The organism is Methyloceanibacter caenitepidi, assembly GCF_000828475.1.
Lineage (GTDB): Bacteria > Pseudomonadota > Alphaproteobacteria > Rhizobiales > Methyloligellaceae > Methyloceanibacter > Methyloceanibacter caenitepidi.
The window spans coordinates 1,745,798-1,764,388 of record NZ_AP014648.1; the positions used below are offsets into that span (position 1 = coordinate 1,745,798).

Below are 18,591 nucleotides of genomic sequence, written 5' to 3' on the forward strand. Positions count from 1 at the left end.
GCCCAAGCCAACCTGTCGCGAATGGTCATGCACCGAGAATTCCAGCCGGGTATGGTCGCGTCAACACGCACAAAAAAACTCCCCGCTTGAGGCGGGGAGTGGAGAGTGTTTGGGGGACTGACAAGACTGGCATGGCCAGTCGGTGTCGGACCATTAGCAGGGAACTGCCGGCGTTCTCACGGTTGGCGAACAAAGTTACCGGCGTTTGCTCTATTCGCTTGCCCGGGTGGGCCACCGTAAGACCGTGCGTTAACGCTAACGCAACCGCGGGGCGACCTCAAGGAAAACCCGCCGTTGCAAATAAGCAACAGTCAATACGGAATGTCCTTTCGAACCCTAGGGTTGGCTCATTTTGGGAGCGGGTCTCGGGGCGGTTTTTGCGATCACCACGTCGCCGAGAGGCGGCTGGAGCGGCGCAGGACGGCCTCTGATTCCCGTTTCGACGACGAGATCTACCGGTCCGCCAATGATCAGGAGGTGCTCCACGTCGTCCCGCCGCACGAGGCACAGCTTGCGGTTCGCATCGACCTGGGCCGTCTCAACAACGGACAGCCGCCGTTCGCGCCCCTTCTTTGCCGTTCCGGTTTCGCCCTGGCCGAAAATGGCTTTGAACGCCCAAACCGTCAGCACCAGCAGGGCGACGACGAACAGGAGCGCCGCGATGCCCAGAATGGCGGTGTTGAGGTCAAAATTCATGGCCGTCGCTCCCTGCGGTTGGCTCCATACGAAAGCCAAACTTTACCGCACCTTAGCTCGATTGCCGCATGTTGAAACCAAGTTCGTTCCTGAAGCGCGGATTGGCACTGGGCGTTCGTGACAATCTCCGGTCAAGCCACGTCGAATCGGATACTTTCTCATGCCATGTCGGATATCGATGCGCCCATGCGCTACGCTGAACCTATGATGGACCGGACCGGCCGTGACGGGAGCATTACGCTCGTCGTGTTGTTGGCGCTGGCTCTTGCCGTCGCCGCAGTCGGCCTGGCCATGCTGAGCCGCGAGGTCGCGGAACCTTTCGTGCTCGCAATCCTTGCGGCGCTGGCTGTCGTAGGCGTGTTCTGCCTGTTCGCCGGTGCCGTCGGCATCCTGTATTTCGGCCAGCGTCACGAGCGGAACGATCTGACCAAGGCCTTTGTCGACAACCTGCCTCACGGCGCGCTCATTGGCGATGCCTCGGGCCGTGTGTTTTACGCGAACCAGGCCTACCGGGAGCTTCTCGGCCTCGACGCCGAGGCGCCTGTGCCCGCACCGGACCGCGCATTTGGCGGCAACCCGTACCTGGCCGAGCCGATCTTCCGGCTGGCCCGCGCCGCGCAGCAGGGACGGGCGCGGAAAGAGGAGTTCCGCTTGCCGCCGCCCGGCGAGCTCGAGGACGAATCCGCCGTCGAACCCCGCTGGTTCCGGATTTCAGTGCAGCCCATGCCGCCGGAGGCCGGCTCGGGCCGGAAAGGGCCGCTCACGGTCTGGCAGGTCGACGAGGTAACGCAGGACCGGGTGCGCGAAGAGTCGAGCTTTGCGAAGGTCCAAGCGGCCATCGACTATCTCGACAACGCCCCGGCGGGTTTCTTCACGGTGGATGCGGATAGCCGCATCGAGTATCTCAACGCAACGCTCGCGCAGTGGCTTAAGCTCGATCTGACCGACATAGCCGCCATGCCGCCGAAGCTCTCGGACATCATGTCTCAAGACAACGCCGCGCTCCTGGCCGGCGCGGGGCGCGGCGACACGCAAGGCGCGGCACAGAACGGCGTCCGGCGCTTCGACATGGATCTCCTGCGGACCGACGGCACCACGATGCCCGTCCGGGTGCTGCACCGTCTGCCGCGTGGCAATCAACTCGCTCATGTTCTCATTCTTAGCCGGGGGCCGGGCGAAGCCCACGAAGCCGGCACCGCCGAGCTGCGTTTCACCCGGATGTTCCAATCCTCGCCGTTCGCCATTGCGACGGTGGATGCGGACGGGGCCGTCAGCGGGACCAATGCCGCTTTCTCTCGGCTTTTCGGCATCGACGCGGACGCCAATCCGGGCAAGACGAAGCTGGAGGATCTTGTCGACGACGCCAACCGGCAGGCACTGCACAAGGCGCTCGAGGCCGCCATTGCAGGCCAGGGCTTGATCGACGCGATCGATGTCACGTTTGCCGGCCCCGAGCCGCGGAGCGGACGCATCTATCTCAGCGCCATCTCCGACAAGGACGACAAGAGCGAAGCGGTGATCGCCTACGCGCTGGATACGACCGAGCAGCGCGCGCTCGAAGCGCAATTCGCACAGAGCCAGAAGATGCAGGCGGTGGGGCAGCTCGCCGGCGGTATCGCCCACGACTTCAACAACATGCTGACGGCGATCATCGGCTTTTCCGACTTCCTGCTCCTGAACCATAGGCCGACCGACCCGGCCTTCCAGGACATCATGAACATCAAGCAGAACGCGAACCGTGCCGCCGGTCTCGTTCGTCAATTGCTTGCCTTCTCGCGGCAGCAGACGCTGCGCCCCCAAGTACTGCACTTGGGCGACGTGCTGTCGGACCTATCGATCTTGCTCGATCGCCTCCTAGGCGAGAATGTCGAACTGAGCCTGGATACGGCCGGCGACCTCTGGCCCGTCAAGGCGGACCTGCATCAGTTCGAACAAGTCATCATCAATCTCGCGGTGAACGCGCGCGACGCCATGCCCGACGGCGGCAAGCTGGCGATCCGGACCGAGAATGTGGACGAAGCCCGGTCGCGCGAGTCCGGTGGCAGCCACATGCCGCCGGGCGAGTACGTCATGATCGAGGTCCGCGACACCGGCTCCGGCATGACCGAAGAGGTCAAACAGAAGATCTTCGAGCCGTTTTTCTCGACCAAAGAGATCGGCCGCGGAACGGGGCTCGGACTGTCGACGGTTTACGGCATCATCAAGCAGACCGGCGGCTATGTGTATGTCGACAGTGAGGTGGGGAAGGGCACGGCCATGCGCGTGTTCCTTCCGCGCTACGTGGAAGGCGCCGCCGAAGTCGACCAAGAGCCAGCCAAGTTGGAGCGCAAGCCCGAGAAGCCGAAGGATCTGACGGGCCGCGGCACGCTGCTGCTCGTCGAGGACGAGGACGCGGTGCGTAGCTTCGCGGCCCGTGCTCTCGGAACGCGCGGTTACGAAGTGTTGGAGGCTTCGACGGGCGCCGAGGCGCTGGAAGTCTTCGAAGAGCATGAAGGCAAGGTGGACCTCGTAGTGAGTGACGTGGTGATGCCCGAAATGGACGGCCCGACACTCCTGAAGGAACTCCGCCAGAAGGACCCGGATATCAGGATCATCTTCATGTCCGGCTACGCGGAAGACGCCTTCAAGCGGAATCTGGACGAGAATGAAGAGTTCGGGTTCCTGCAGAAGCCCTTCGATCTCAAAACGCTGGCGGCCACCGTGAAATCCGCGCTCGAAGACTAGCCCAACGTCGCTGTCCTCTGGGCTCTGCGGCCCCAAGGGGGCTTCCCTTGGGCGGAAATCGCGTCTAGGACGCCCCTAACCATCCCATTAGGAGACGAGAAGCGTGCCAGACTACGAGGTCATGCCGTCCGACGACGACGACGCCAACAAGCGCCGCAAACGGCACAAGAAGAAAAAGATGGGGCTGACCGTCGAGCGCTATGGCGGACGGCTGCTTTATATGTGGTTCGGCATGCGCTTCATGACGCTGATGCGGCTATTCTGGCGCGGGCGCTTCTCCTTCACGCTGAACTGCATTCCGGACACGCTGGCGCTCTTCCTATTCGTGCCGTGGAACACGCCGCTCACATGGATCTCCGAGGCGCTCTACAAGAAGAAGGCGGAGAGCCTGAAGCTGGACACGCCGCCAATCTTCGTCGTCGGCCATTGGCGCAGCGGTACCACGCTGATGCACGATCTCTTTTCGGAAGACCCGAACCTCGCGTTTCCGACGACCTATGAGTGTTTCGTTCCGCATCACTTCCTCCTCACGGAAGGCACGCTCGACCATCTGGCCAAAGGGCTTCTGCCCAAGCGCCGGCCGCAGGACGATGTGCCGGTGGGCTTCGACCGTCCCCAGGAGGAAGAATTCGCGATGCTGATGCTGGGGCAGGGCTCGCCGCTGATCACGATGGCATGGCCGCGGCTCGGGCCCCAGGACACCGACTTCATCGACTTCGAGGGCGTGCCCGAGGCGGAAGTCCAGCGCTGGGCGGACGCGTATATGTGGTTCTACCGGCGTCTGATGGTGAAGCACGGCAAGACGCTGGTGATGAAGACGCCGCCCAACACCGCGCGCATCAAGCTGCTGACCAAGTTGTTCCCCGACGCGCGCTGGGTACATATCTCGCGCAGTCCGCTGAAAGTGTTCCCGTCCACGGTCAAGCTGTGGCGCGCGCTCTATTCGGCGCAAGGCCTCCACAACCCGCCTCAGTGCGACGCGTGGCTCGACGACTACGTCTTGGATCTCATGGAGCGCGTCACCACGGTCTACGAGCGCGACAAGCATTTGATCCCGAAGGAGAACCTCTACGAAATCCGCTATGAGGATCTCGTGAAGAACCCAATCGATTCGATGCGGGACATCTACGAGAAGCTCCGCATAGAGAGTTTCGATCAGGCGGAGGGGCCCATGCGCGCGTTTCTCGCCGACCGTTCGGACCACAAGGTGTCCAGCTACAAGATGCCGAAGGACCTCACGAAGCGGATCGCCGACCGGCTGAAGCCTTTCATCGACGCCCATGGCTATCGCGAGGTCGTGGACGCGGCGCTCGCCGAGCCGGAGACGGACGCCAACGTGCGTGAAGAAGCGGCGTCCTAGCGCAGCGCGGACAGTTAGCCCCGCCGCTTGCGCGTCGCTGCCACTTCGCGGCAATATCGGCGCCCCTATGGAAGCTGGGCTTGAGCAATGGAAATCGACCGCGACGCTGTCTATAGCCTGGCTGTCAGTACTGCTGGAGTCATAGGCAACGAGTTTCTTGTCGCCCTCGTCCACCACCTTCACGAGGTCATGCCGGTCAGCCTCGCCCTGATTACGCTGGGCCTTGGCAGGCCGCCGTCGCGCGCGCGCGCGATTTTCAGCTGGCGTGACGGGGAGAAGGGTGTCCCGATCGAGTACGATCTGGAAGGCACGCCATGCAAATTGGTCTATGACGGGCAGACTCTCGTTGTGCCCGATCAGCTTTCCATCCGTTTTCCAAAAGAATCTGAGCGCTTGAGGAGCTATTGCGGCGTTCCTTTGCGTGATCGCTCGAGAGAAGTGGTGGGGCACTTCGCGGTGCTGTCCGAGGAAGCCCTGACGGAGACGGAGCGCGTCGAAGGCATCGTGCGGATCTTCGGCCGCCGCGCGGAGTCTGAGCTCAATCGAATAGCCCAAGACGAAGAACGCAACGAGCTCATCGCCCGTCTGGAAAAGCAGTATGCAGTGTCCAATCAGCGCAACAATTTCATGTCCAAGGTCTTGGGCATGGTGGCGCATGATTTGCGTAGTCCGCTCTCTGCAATAGTCGCTCGTGCGGATCTAATGCAGGCGCTGATTGACGCTGACCGGAGCGCGTATGACGACAAGACCACGCGGTCGCTGGTGAAGTCGCTTGAATCTGTTCATGCGTCCAGCGAACGAATGAACCGCATGATCGAAAACTTACTGGAAGCGGCTCGGAAGGAGAGTACCGAGATATCTCTTACGACCACCAATATCGCCCTGACCCGGGCGGTCGAGTCTGCAATCCAAATTCATCAGCCATACGCATCCGCCAAGTCGATCGATCTGATATCCCATCTCGACGATCAGATCAGGGTCAAAGGGGATGAGGACCGGCTCGTGGAGGCGATCGGCAATTTGATCAGCAACGCCATCAAGTACTCGCCCGTCGGAAGTGAGGTTACCGTTGTTACGCGCCGGGAGGGTGAGCGCCAGGCTGAAATTGTCGTGGCCGACTTGGGACTGGGCATGACCGCGGAAGATCTCGGCAATGCCTTCAAACCGTTTCATACCCTGTCGGCGCGGCCGACGGGCGGCGAAACGTCCACGGGGCTCGGGTTGGCGATCGTACGAACCGTTGCGGAGGCCCATGGCGGCGAGGTGTTTGCAGAGAGCAAAGGCCGCGACAAGGGCACCACGATGACCATTCGCCTGCCTGCGATCGACTCCACCTAGGAACCTTTTTCAACAAAGCAGGCGGTTCACCGCGGTCATTGGTGCTGGCAGCGAGGCCGGCTGCTTCTTTCCGGATCGCGTTGCGAGGCCGTTCGGCTAGAGCGAGGACGCATCGTCCAGCTCGTCATGGGTGACGAGGCCCAAGATCTCGTTCGAGGCGAAGCCCAGCGACATGGGCCGAAACACGCCTCCCACGACGGCGACATCGTAGAGTTCGCCGATGGCGCCATCGATCCGGAACCAGTGCGCGACGGCCCCCGTCTCCAAGTCGATGACCTGCACGCCGCACCACGGTTCGGAGTCCGTTTCCGCGAGCTTCTTGTCGAGGGCAAGGCCCTCGAAGCGCTCGTAGCGCGGCTTGGAGAGGCCCACGAAGGCGTATTTGCCGTGGAAGCCGAGACCCCGCACGAAGCCGGGACAAAATGCGATCACATGAAGTGTGGCGTCGGCGGCCTTATCCGCCGTCTCGACCCAGCACAGCTCGCCTGTGCCCGAGTTCAGGACATAGAGCCGACCGTTGTACATACGCGGGGAGTGCGGCATCGACAGCCCGCCGATGACGATCTCGCCCGTGGCCACGTCGATGATGATACCGCCGTCATAGCGGCGGTCGCGCCAGCCATCGATCGTGTCGGACTTGCTGACCGCGGTCACATAGCGCGGGACACCGTCCTCCATGGCAAGGCCGTTCAAATGGCAGCGGTCTTCCTTGACGATCTTTGAAATAAACGGAGGCTTCCAAAGCGGCGTGAAACTGTGGCGCGACGACGGCGTCGCCAGACAATTGAAGAGCGTGTTGACGAAGACGATCCGCCCATCCTTGAGCAAGCCGACATCGTGAGCGTCGATCTCGCCCGTGACGAAAAGTTCACGCGGGACGTAGCAGGCGTCGTAGAGATTGTTGATCTGCTGCTCAGGGCCCAAGACGTTCCTGAAGCGGATGATCTGAAACAGCGTCGCGAGCAAAATCGTGTCCTTGTCGGGGACGGCGATGCCCATGGCCTTGCGGAAGAAGCGTTCGTCGACGAGGAGTCCGCCGTCGGTGTTCTGACCGAGCAGGTAAAACTTGCCCGACTGATAGGACGAGATGCCGAGGCCGATCCCGTTGCTGCCGAGGAAGGACGAAAAACCCGGCGACATCGAATATTTGACCTGCGGCTGTTCCGGCGCCTTCTGTTCTTCCGTCGCGCTATTCTGTGTAGTGCCCTCAGCGGCCTGAGCGTTCGGCTGATCCTCGCGTTCGGTCATTCTGATCCTTCCTCGAACTTCGGCGGACGAACCCAAACGCATTTGCACACATCAAGCTGTAGCCCACCCGCGCGAACGTAGTAGAGGCGGCGGCTCCGGATGACAACGTGCGATTGCCTTCGGTTCGCGTGCGACCCTGCGGAAACGTACGGTAACCGATCGTTAGGACTTGGGGTCTGAAAAGCAAGTCGCGGAGCCATTCTGTCTCACGTTGGCACGCTTCGGCGCAATTGATTCAACTTGTATGCAACTTGCGCTCGTTTTCTCGGGCCCCGGCCGTATCGTTCGAGATCGGACTTGCGGCGATCTGCGTGGGATGCAGAGCCGGCGTGGGGTCAAGGGGGAAACAATGTCCAAGCTGTCGGCACGGCTGCCCGTGCTGCTGTCAATGCTCGTGGCCGCGGCCGCGTGCACGGGCGGCAGCCAGTATGCCTATGCCGATTGCACAGGCACGGCGCCAAACTTCGAATGTTCCGGCAGCAGCGGGGCCCAGACGATCAAGGCCGACAATGCGACCGTTGAAACGCTTCCCGGCTTCAGTGTCTCCGCGACGGACAAGACTGCGCTCGCGATCTCCGGCAAGGGCCAGGTCTCCTTTAGCGACGCCAATGCGTCCTCGCTTACGTCCGTGCTGGAGACGGCACTGTCCGTTTCCTCGACCGGCAATGACGGATCCACACCGGGCGGTGTTGACGTCACCACGAACGGATCACTGAGTGGCGGAATCGGAATTGACGCCACAAATTACGGAACGGGTGCGCTGAGTATCGACGCCCTCGGCGCGATCGAGGGAACAAGCGGCAACGGCATCACCGCGCTCAACAGAAATGCGAACGGCGGGGCTCTCTCGATCGTCAGCCAAGAGACTGTCGTGGCCAAGCGCACCGGCATCAGTGCCACGAACTACGGAACGGGCCCGTTGACCATCGATGCTGGCGCCGGCGTCAGCGGTGAGACTGGCATACAGGCTGTGAACCGCGGTTCAGGCACGCTTACGGTCGATACGCACGGGCCTGTCTCAGGCACGCTGTACAACGGTATTACGGCCACGAGCTACGGAACGGACCTTTCGATCACGACAGAGGACGCCATTTCGGGCGCCATCACGGGCATCAAGGCCAGCAATTTCGGTCTCGGATCGACGAGGATCGAGACCGGCGGCACGGTCGACGGGCTCAGCGCCCACGGGATCGAGGCGATCAACGAGAACGCGAACTCGAACAGCCTGACCGTTATTACCAAAGGCGCCGTGACCGCGAGCCAAACAGGCATCAGCGCCACAAATCACGGCAAGGGCCCGCTCACCGTGCAAACGATGAGCGCCGTCAGCGGAGAAACAGGCATCGATGCTGCCAGCGAGGGGGCAGGCTCTCTTTCGATCGACACGGGCGGAACGGTCACCGGCACCAGCTCCAACGGAATCACCGCCGAAACCTATGGCACCGATCTTTCGGTCACAACCAAGGATACGGTTACAGGCGCGCGCGCGGGCATTGCCGCGACGAATTACGGGACGGGGACGTTGACGATCGACACGCGAGGCGACGTCACCGGCACCAGCGGCTCGGGCATTCAGGCGTCGAACACGGCCGGCACCGATCTTTCGGTCTCGACCGCCGGTGGCACCACCGTGAGTGGACAAACCGGACTCATCGCGAACAATGGAGGCAGCGGCGCGCTGAACCTCGATATCGCCGGCAACATCGAGGGCACCGCCGCCGAGGGCATCTCGGCTGCGAACAGCGGCACAACGTCGACAATCTCGACGCAAAGCGGCTCGAGCGTTCGTGGGGCCACCACGGGCATGCGGACCGTTCACGATGGGTCCGGCGCGTTGGCACTGGACATTGCGGGCACCCTGGAGGGCCTTGGCGGTGAGGGTCTCTACGCCACCAGCAGCGGACCGGAGGCGATCGCCCTGAACACCACGGGGAATATCTCCGGCACGACGGACGGCGTTTATCTAGGCCATGGCGGTGGCGGCGCGATCAACGTCGACATTGGCAGCGGCAGCATTGTCTCAAGCTCCGGCACGGGTGCAGACGACTTCGCGATCGAGACCTCCGGGGGGCGGACGAACCTTGTCGTCAAGGGTACGCTGAATGGCGGCGCCGGCGGCGCCGCGAAATTCGACAGAAGCGAGATCAATGCGTTCAGCGACCGCATGGAATTGCATCCAACGGCGGCCGTCACCGGCAAGGTTCTGGCCGGCCCCGGCATAGACACGTTGGCGTTCGCCGGCGGGGGGCACGGTACATTCGATCTCGACGACATCGACACCGGCGATCGCACGAAGCAGTTCCAGGAATTCGAAATCTTTCAGATCGACAGCGGCACGTGGAGCTTCGACGGCACGACGCCCTACACCTTCACCCTCAACGGCGGCACGCTGAAAGGTACCGGCACCTTCGGCGAGCTGATTTCGAACGGCGGCACGATCTCTCTCGGCAACTCGATCGGGAGCATGACGATCAACGGCGACTTGACGCTCAGCAGAGGCTCCGTGTTCGAAGTCGAGGTCGATGCTAACGGACGAAACGACACGGCCATCGTCAACGGCGCGGTGAATCTCACCGGCGCGACATTGCGCGTGCTGGCCAAGAAGGGCAGCTACAGGACGCGCACCAACTACACGATCATCCAGAATGACGGGTCCGACGCCGTAAACGGCAAGTTCGCGAAACTGGAAACGAATTACGCCTTCCTGACGCCCAGCGTCGTCTATGACGGCGGCGACGGCAATGACGTTGTCCTGACGCTGTTGCGCACGGTCGTGCCGACCACGACCGGCGGCAGCGGTGGCGGCGGTGGTGCGAGCGGACCGGGCGGCGTCACCTATCTCAGCTTCTGCTCGGTTGCCGAGACCAAGAACCAATGCAACGTGGCCGAGGGGCTCGATGCGTTTCCGGCCGACAATGCGCTTTTCTATTCCGCTTTGACTCAGACGGAGGAAGGTGCGCGGGAAGCCTTCAATGCGCTGTCCGGCGAGATCCACGCGACCGTGGCGGGGACCTTGGTGGATGACAGCCGCTATGCGCGCGAGGCGGTCATGGGGCGCTTGATGCAGGCGAACCACCGCGGCGGGGCGCTTGGCTCGAGCGGGCCGATCGTCGCCAGCTACGGCAACCAAGCCATGATGCTCGGGGGCTTGGACTTGTACGATGGTAAGGCGCTTCTCGATGCGCCTGCGCCGCTCGCATTTTGGACTCAAGGCTTCGGCGCTTGGGGCGACTTCGGCGGCAACAAAAACGCGGCCTCCGCGGATCGCAATCTCGGCGGCTTCATCTCCGGTATGGATGCGGACGTGGGCGACTCCTGGCGGGTGGGTGTCGCAACCGGCGCATCCTTCTCCGATGTGAGCGTGGACCAGCGTTACAGCACCGCCAATGTCCAGAGCTATTATCTCGGCGGCTATGCCGGCGGCATGGCTGGTGACTTCGCGTTGCGCGGCGGCGGCCTGTGGGCCTGGAGCGAAGTCGACACATCCCGCGCCGTTGTCTTCCCGGGCTTCTACGAACGCCAGAACGCGAGCTACGACGCCGACACGGGTCAGCTGTTCGGCGAGGTCGCGTACCCGACGCAAATGGGTGGTTTCGATCTCGAACCGTTCGCGGGTCTCGCGTACGTGTCCGTCGAGAGTGGCAGCTTCAAGGAGAAGGGTGGGGCGGAAGCCTCCTTGCGCGGCAAGGATGTCTCCCAGGACGTGGGCTATACGTCACTCGGCCTCCGCGCCGCGAAGACGGTGATGTGGGGCAACACGGCAGTGACCCCGCATGTGGAAGCGGCGTGGCTCCATGCCTTCAACGATGTCACGCCGGATGCATCGCTGGCATTCGCGACGACCGGCACGGGTTTCGACGTGTCAGGCGTGCCGCTTGCCGAAGACTCGGCGCTCCTGGATGCCGGCCTCGACTTCGCGGTCTCGGATCGGCTGTCCGCCGGCTTCTCCTACTCTGGCCAATTTGCGGACAACGTGTCCGACAACGCCGTCAAGGGCCGCCTCACCTGGCTGTTCAACTAGCTTCGAGTACATTTCGCCGCGCGGTTTGCCACTATTGCAACTTGCTGTCACAGCAACGAATCTGTGAGGGTTGTACCTTGAGGGCTTGACGATACCACCGGGCAAGGTGCGCCCGTGGTCGAAGGCTCGTTTGGGGGACGTCATGTGGCGAAGGGGGCTGAGGCAGCGGCTCTTGCTGTCCACGACGATGCTGGTGGCGACGGTCGCGGGGTACGGCCGCCGCGTACATGCAGATCAGATCTGCGACCAGCAGGGGTCGACAACGACCTATTTCTGCCAAGGAACCAGCTCGGACGCGCAAGACCTCATCGACATCGACAACGTTCAGGTTGTCACGGGCGATCCGTTCAGCGTCAGCACCATTATCTCCTACGCCATCGCGATCACTGGCGACGGGGCACTTTCCTACACCGACTACAACGGGGCGACGCTCTCTTCCGATGTCGACAATGCCTTCTACATCAAATCGAACGAGGACGATGGCTCCACGCCGGGCAGCGTGACTGTTGTTTCGAACGGAACTTTCAACGGCGATTTCCAATCCTACAATTTCGGCACCGGAAACCTGTCCATCACGCTGAACGCAGGGGGTAGTGTCAGCGGGGGCGGCTGGGGCATCTATGCCGACAACCGTGGTTCGTCGTCCTACGTGACGGTCAACGGTGACGTGACCGCCGATATCGGCGTGTTCGGCGAGGCTGGCACGGGCGTCTACGTCAACAACGACGGCAGCGGCCCGCTGGAGGTCACGATTGGCGCCTACGGCAGCGTCTCGGCAGAGGGGTACGGCGTCAACGCACGCGCGACTTCGGGCCCTATCACCATCAACACCTACGGCGACGTTACCGGTAAGAACGACGCGGCCATCAACGCCTACAGCTACGCCGGCACTGACATCACCGTGACGACGGGGGCAAACGCGACCGTCAGTGGCGTAACGGGGATCAATGTTTACAACAAGGGTTATGGCGAGGTCGCCGTCAGCGTCTCTGGCGACGTGACGGGTACGGATGGCAACGCCATCGGGGTGACCAATCGCCGTGGAACGGACATCGCGGTCACTGTCGGTGCCGTATCGACGGTCAAATCCTCTTCCGATGCCGACGGCATCGAAGTGGACAACGAAGGCAGCGGCAGCATCAACGTTACGGTCTATGGGACCGTGAATGGCGGCGAGATCGGTGTCGAAGCTGTGACCTTGTCCGGAACGGACGTGACGGTGACGACGGGCCAGGGCAGCACGGTCAGCGGCAGCTATGCCGGTATCAACGTTACGAACGGCGGGAGCGGCACCGTCATCATTACCGCAAACGGTGACGTGACCGGACAGACCGGCATCGGTGTGAGCAACTACACCGGCAACAACGCGCAGATCAGCGTCGGCGCCGGCAGCACGGTAACCGCAACCAGCAGCAGCAATTTCGCGGTGAATGTCGAACACGGAGGCGCCGATATCACCGTGGCCGGCGACCTCGATGGATCGCGCGGCATACAATTCGACCAGGCCAAGGCTTATGCCAACACGCTGACGATCGGAACCACTGCCGACATCACGGGTACGGTTCTCGCCGGTCCCGGAACAAACGATGCGCTGCTCCTATCAGGTCCAGGACAGGGTGAATTCAATCTCAGCGACATCGATACGGGCGCTGGCACGCAGCAATACCGCAACTTCGAGAGCTTCGAGATGGAAAGCGGCAATTGGACGTTCACGGGCGGCACCTCTATGCCGCTGACCGTTATGGGCGGCGTCTTAAGGGGAACAGGCACGTTCGGCGATCTTGACATCGTCGGCGCCACGCTGGCCCCCGGCAACTCCATCGGCACCATGCGGGTCAATGGCGCCTTCACGCTGTCCGGGGGCGCCGTCTACGAAGTCGAGGTGAATGCCGAGGGGCAGAGTGACAGGGTCGTTGTCAAAGGGACTGTGAACCTCACCGGGTCGACCTTGCGCGTGCTCGCGGCCAACGGCGATTACAAGCAGAGCACCGACTACACGATCATCGACAACGATGGCGGCGACGCCGTCCAGGGCCGGTTCGCCAAGATCGAGAACGACCTCGCCTTTCTCAAGCCGAGCGTCGACTATGGCGGCGGAGACGGTAACGACGTGGTGCTGACGCTGACGCGCTACCACGGCAAGCACAACGGCGGCGGCGCGAGTTTCTGCTCGGTCGCCACGTCGCCGAACCAGTGCCATGTGGCCAAAGCGCTCGATCAGTTCCCGACGACCAATCCGCTATTCCTCTCGGTTCTATTTCAATCCGCCGAGGGCGCCCGGGAAGCTTTCAACGCGCTCTCGGGCGAAGTACACGCCACTGTCGCCGGCACGCTTGTCGAAGACAGCCGCTATGCGCGCGAGGCCGTGCTGGGCCGCATGACGCAGGCAAGCCATGTGGGCGGCGCGCTGGGGTCCGGCGGGCCGCAAGTGGCAAGCCGCCGTGCGGCCTACGATGCAGGCGCCATGCGGCTTGGGGGCAATTTCATCAGCGAAGAGATGGCGGCCGAACCCGCGGCCCAACCGCTCGCGTTCTGGACCCAAGGCTACGGCGCCCGGGGAACCTTTGACGGCGACGGCAATGCCGCCACGGCCGACCGCAATCTCGGCGGCTTCATCTCCGGCATGGATGCGAGCGTTGGCGGCTCCTGGCGCGCCGGCGTCGCCACGGGCGCGTCCTTCTCGGACGTGAGTGTGGACGAGCGCTACAGTGGCGCCAACACGAAGACCTATCACCTTGGCGGTTACGTCAACGGCGATCTGGGCGGCTTCGCCTTGCGCGGCGGTGGGCTCTGGGCCTGGAGCGAGATCGAGACCGCGCGCGCCGTCGTCTTCCCCGGCTTCTTCGAGCGGCAGAAGGCGGATTACGACGCCGATACGGGCCAACTCTTCGGCGAGGTCGCGTATGCCACGCAAGTGGGTGGCATAGAACTCGAGCCCTTCGCGGGTCTCGCTTACGTGTCCGTCGAAAGCAGCGGCTTCCGCGAGAAGGGGGGCGCGCAAGCGAGCTTGCGTACATCTGGGATCGATCAGGACGTGGGCTACACCACGGTAGGCCTCCGCGCAGCTACGACGATGATGTGGGGCGGCATGGCCGTCACCCCGCATATCGAGGCCGCTTGGCTGCACGCCTTTGACGACGTGACGCCGGGCGCATCGCTTGTCTTCGCCACCACCGGGATCGGCTTCGATGTGGACGGGGTGCCGCTGGCTGAAGACGCCGCGCTCTTGGATGCGGGCGTCGACTTCGCCTTGAGCGACCGCCTCTCAGCCGGCGTCTCCTACCAAGGCCAGTATGCGGACAGCCTCGAAGACAACGCCGTCAAAGGGCGTTTGACCTGGCTGTTCAATTAGCCAGACTAAAGACAGCATCAAAAAACCGCAGAGATTAGGGGGGTTTTCCCGGAATCACTCTTGCAGGGCGCGGCGAGTTGTCGCACTGTAACATACAGTTGTGTAGGGCTTCGCATCGGCGCTGATGCGCCGTGCTCCGATCATCCTGATCAAATCGATTCTCGGGGGGAGAGCGTGAGTTCAGGAACAACTCGGCGCCGCCTACTCCTGTCGACGGCTGCCATGCTTGGCGCGGCCGTTGGCTATGGCCGCACTGCGTCGGCCGTTCCCCACTGCTCAGCAACCGGCCCCAACGTGACCTGCAGCGCCGGCGTGTTCACTGATCCCGAAATCATCGACAACACGGGCGACAGCACCCAGAGCTTGGCCGTAAGCGTCACGGCGCCGTTTTTCCGGGTCAACACGACCACGGGCAATGCCATGACGATCACGGGTTACGGCGCCGTTTCGTTTATCGACAGTTACGCGGCGTCCTATCTGGACGCCAGCGGCTTTGCCCAAGGTACTGCGCTCTCGATCACATCGAGCGGAGACACGACCGGCACGACTGTCACGCCTGGCAGCGTGACGGTCGAGACCTCCGGTCCGCTGATCGGGGACACGTCGATATCTCCGACGTATCCGTACTACGGCTTCGGAATCAGGGCTCTGAACTACGGCGGCGGATCGTTGAGTATCACAACCAACGGCGATGTTACGGGAGGTGCCGCCATTGGTGCACGAAACGAGGGCACGAGTCTCGCGGTGACGACCGGTGTAGGGACCACCGTCGCCGGTACCTATTTCGGGATCGTCGTCGATAACGACGGCACGGGCCCGCTGACGATAACCACCAACGGCGAAGTCACGGCCAACAATTCCTCCGGGTGCACTGGCCCCATTCCCTGCAGTTACGGCATTCGCGCGAGCAACGGAGGCAGTCCATACGCGGTGACCTCTGCCACGGTAACAACCAACGCCGCCACGACGGGCGACGATGTGGGCATTCGCGTCAGCAACGTTAGCAGCGGGGCATTGACAATTACGGCCAATGACGACGTTACCGGTGTCGATCGCTATGGCATCCGCGCACAGGGCTTCATAGGCAGTTCGATCAACGTGAACTCGGCCGCCGGAACGACGGTGACGGGCGGCGCCATTGGCATTTTCGCCAGCAACTTTGGGAACGGCGCGACGACAATCGTCGCCAATGGTGATGTTGCCGGCGGCACCGGTCCGTCCCCCTATTTGGCCACCTACGGCACTGGCATCGCCGCTCTGAATTACGGCACCGGGAGCGTGAACATCAGGGCTAACGGTGCCGTGTCCGGCGCTTACGGCATTGGTGCGTCAAACGATGGCACCAGCCTCACGGTGACCACCGGCGCCGGATCCACTGTCACCGGCACGTACATTGGGATTATCGTCGATCACGACGGCACGGGCCCACTGACCATAACCGCGAACGGCCCGGTGACCGGCAACAATCTCGCGGGCTGCCCCAGCACCGATCCTTGCCGTTACGGCATTCGGGCGAGCAACGGAGGCGGCACAGTCAGGATTACCACCAATGCCGTCACGAAAGGTGGAGACACGGGCATCCGCGTCAACAACACAGGCAACGGGCCGTTGACGATTAGATCCAACGACAATGTCATCGGGATCAATAACTATGGCATCCGCACCTTCACCGCGTTCGGAACCCCGGTGAATGTGATCACCGCTCCCGGCACGACGGTGAGGGGTGGCACGAACGGCATTCGGATCCGCAGGGTTGAGACCGGTACGACGATGATCGTCGCGAATGGCGATGTCACCGGCGCGACAGCGTCTGGCATAGACGTTCTGGCGTATACCGGGGCGGGCAGCACTGCGATCACCGCCGCTGGAGCCGTGACAAGCAACGGCGCCGCCGCCGACGCCTTCGCGGTTAAGACGGCAGGGACCTCCACGACGCTAACTTTGTCCGGCACGCTCAATGGCGGCGGCGGCGGCGCGGTCCAGTTCGATCAGAGCACTGCCTTCGCGGACGTGCTTCAACTCCAACCCGGCTTCGAGATCAATGGCCGCGTGCTGGCCGGGCCCGGCATCGACACACTGGCTTTTGGCGGCTCGGGCAATGGGGCGTTCAACCTGTCCAAGATCGATACGGGCGCGGCCACGAAGCAGTTCCAGAGCTTCGAGACGTTCCGTTTGGAAAGCGGCGCCTGGAGCTTCAACGGGACGACGACGGCCGCATTCACGCAAACGGGCGGCACCTTGGGCGGCAACCCCACGTTCGGCGGGTTGAACGTGCTTGGCGGCACGCTGGCGCCCGGCAACTCCATCGGCACCGTGACCGTCAACGGCGCGTTCTCCATGGCGGCGGCGTCGACGTTTGAGGTTGAAGTGGATGCTGCAGGCAACAACGACAAAGTCGTCGTGCATGGCACGGTGAACCTCACCGGCGCGACGCTCAAAGTGCTGGCCGCGGGCGGCAACTACAAGGACAGTACCGACTACACGATCATCGCCAATGACGGCACGGATTCCGTCAAAGGCACGTTCGGGAGCGTCTTCACCAATCTCGCGTTCTTGATCCCGACCGTCGACTATACGGGCGGCACGGGCAACGACGTGGTGCTCAACCTGGAGCGCAACGCCACGCTGTTCCAGGACGTCGCCAAGACCAAGAACCAAAAGGCCGTGGCTGGGGCACTGGATCAGTTCCCCACTGACAATCCGTTGTTCCTGGCCGTGCTGAACCAAACGGCTTCGGGTGCGCGCCAGGCGTTCGATGCGCTGTCCGGCGAGATCCACGCGACCGTGGCGGGGACTCTCGTGGACGATAGCCGCTACGCGCGCGAGGCGGTGCTCGGCCGCATGATGCAGGCGGGCCATCAAGGCGGCGCGCTCGGGTCCGGCGGGCCGCAGGTCGCAAGTCGCGGTGCGACTTACGATGCGAGTGCCATGCGGCTCGGCAGCAAGTTCATCGGCGAAGAGATGGCGGCCGAACCTGCGACGCAACCGCTCGCCTTCTGGACCCAAGGCTACGGCGCCTGGGGCACGTTCGACGGCGACGGCAATGCCGCCACGACGGATCGCAATCTCGGCGGTTTCCTCTCCGGCATGGATGCGAGCGTTGGCGGCTCCTGGCGCGTGGGTGTCGCCACCGGCGCGTCGTTCTCCGACGTCAGTGTCGACCAACGCTATAGCGGCGCCAACACCACGACCTATCATCTCGGCGGCTACGTCAACGGCGCGGTGTCGGGCTTTGCCTTACGCGGTGGCGGGCTCTGGGCCTGGAGCGACATCGAGACCTCGCGCGCCGTCGTGTTCCCCGGCTTCTTCGAGCGGCAGAAGGCCGACTACGACGCCGACACGGGCCAGCTCTTCGGCGAGATCGCGTATCCGACCCAAATTGGCGGTGTCGAACTCGAACCGTTCGCGGGGCTCGCCTACGTGTCCGTCGAGACCAGCGGCTTCAAGGAAAAGGGCGGCCCGCAAGCGAGCTTAAGCACGACCGGCGTCAACCAGGACGTGGGCTACACGACGGTCGGCCTGCGCGCAGCCCATACGATGACGTGGGGCGCCATGCAGGTGACGCCCCATGTCGAGGCGGCCTGGCTCCATGCCTTCGACGACATCACGCCCGGCGCGTCACTGGCCTTTGCCACGACCGGCATCGGCTTTTCCATCGACGGCGTGCCGCTGGCTGAAGACTCCGCGCTCTTGGATGCAGGCGTCGACTTTGCCTTGAGCGATCGCCTCTCAGCCGGCGTCTCCTACCAAGGCCAATACGCGGACAGCCTCGAAGACAACGCCGTCAAAGGCCGCCTGACCTGGCTGTTCAATTAGTGCAAGCGCAGGGTGCACTTGCACGGGCGGTCGTGA

The 18,591-nt window shown here is 62.9% G+C and carries 8 protein-coding genes; 6 read left to right on the forward strand and 2 right to left on the reverse strand.

Annotated features, from left to right (window positions below; translation table 11 throughout):
* Window positions 1-336: 336 nt before the first annotated feature.
* Window positions 337-696: a flagellar biosynthetic protein FliO gene (locus GL4_RS18145; RefSeq protein ID WP_052464249.1), complete on the reverse strand. Its 360-nt coding sequence runs from the start codon at window positions 694-696 to the stop codon at window positions 337-339.
* A gap of 165 nt (window positions 697-861) precedes the next feature.
* On the opposite strand from GL4_RS18145, the gene cckA reads away from it, so the two are divergent.
* From cckA to GL4_RS16705, 3 genes are all read left to right on the forward strand, one after another.
* Window positions 862-3,420 (forward strand): cell cycle histidine kinase CckA, encoded by a 2,559-nt coding sequence (gene cckA, locus GL4_RS08120; protein WP_045366523.1) that lies wholly within the window; start codon window positions 862-864, stop codon window positions 3,418-3,420.
* Window positions 3,421-3,523: 103 nt separating this feature from the next.
* Window positions 3,524-4,780 (forward strand): sulfotransferase family protein, encoded by a 1,257-nt coding sequence (locus GL4_RS16700; protein ID WP_156137464.1) that lies wholly within the window; start codon window positions 3,524-3,526, stop codon window positions 4,778-4,780.
* A gap of 87 nt (window positions 4,781-4,867) precedes the next feature.
* Window positions 4,868-6,118, forward strand: coding sequence for a sensor histidine kinase (locus GL4_RS16705; RefSeq protein ID WP_052464253.1), 1,251 nt, complete (start codon window positions 4,868-4,870; stop codon window positions 6,116-6,118).
* Window positions 6,119-6,214: 96 nt separating this feature from the next.
* Here GL4_RS16705 and GL4_RS08135 read toward each other — a convergent pair whose 3' ends face one another.
* Window positions 6,215-7,366 (reverse strand): TIGR03032 family protein, encoded by a 1,152-nt coding sequence (locus GL4_RS08135; RefSeq protein WP_082025569.1) that lies wholly within the window; start codon window positions 7,364-7,366, stop codon window positions 6,215-6,217.
* Window positions 7,367-7,715: 349 nt separating this feature from the next.
* Between GL4_RS08135 and GL4_RS08140 the strand changes: the two genes are divergently transcribed.
* From GL4_RS08140 to GL4_RS08150, 3 genes are all read left to right on the forward strand, one after another.
* Complete coding sequence (locus tag GL4_RS08140; RefSeq protein WP_045366525.1) at window positions 7,716-11,387, forward strand: autotransporter outer membrane beta-barrel domain-containing protein; 3,672 nt, start codon at window positions 7,716-7,718, stop codon at window positions 11,385-11,387.
* A gap of 172 nt (window positions 11,388-11,559) precedes the next feature.
* The gene (locus GL4_RS08145) at window positions 11,560-14,739 is read left to right on the forward strand and encodes an autotransporter outer membrane beta-barrel domain-containing protein (protein WP_208430877.1); all 3,180 of its coding nucleotides are present in this window, start codon (window positions 11,560-11,562) and stop codon (window positions 14,737-14,739) included.
* Between the two features lie 174 nt (window positions 14,740-14,913).
* Complete coding sequence (locus GL4_RS08150; protein WP_156137466.1) at window positions 14,914-18,555, forward strand: autotransporter domain-containing protein; 3,642 nt, start codon at window positions 14,914-14,916, stop codon at window positions 18,553-18,555.
* Window positions 18,556-18,591: the final 36 nt, after the last annotated feature.

Bases quoted from the DNA above. Each gene is read 5' to 3' on its own strand.
- GL4_RS16705 (WP_052464253.1), top strand. From the start codon at position 4,868: ATGGAAATCGACCGCGACGCTGTCTATAGCCTGGCTGTCAGTACTGCT.
- cckA (WP_045366523.1), top strand. From the start codon at position 862: ATGTCGGATATCGATGCGCCCATGCGCTACGCTGAACCTATGATGGAC.
- GL4_RS08140 (WP_045366525.1), top strand. From the start codon at position 7,716: ATGTCCAAGCTGTCGGCACGGCTGCCCGTGCTGCTGTCAATGCTCGTG.
- GL4_RS08135 (WP_082025569.1), bottom strand. From the start codon at position 7,366: ATGACCGAACGCGAGGATCAGCCGAACGCTCAGGCCGCTGAGGGCACT.
- GL4_RS18145 (WP_052464249.1), bottom strand. From the start codon at position 696: ATGAATTTTGACCTCAACACCGCCATTCTGGGCATCGCGGCGCTCCTG.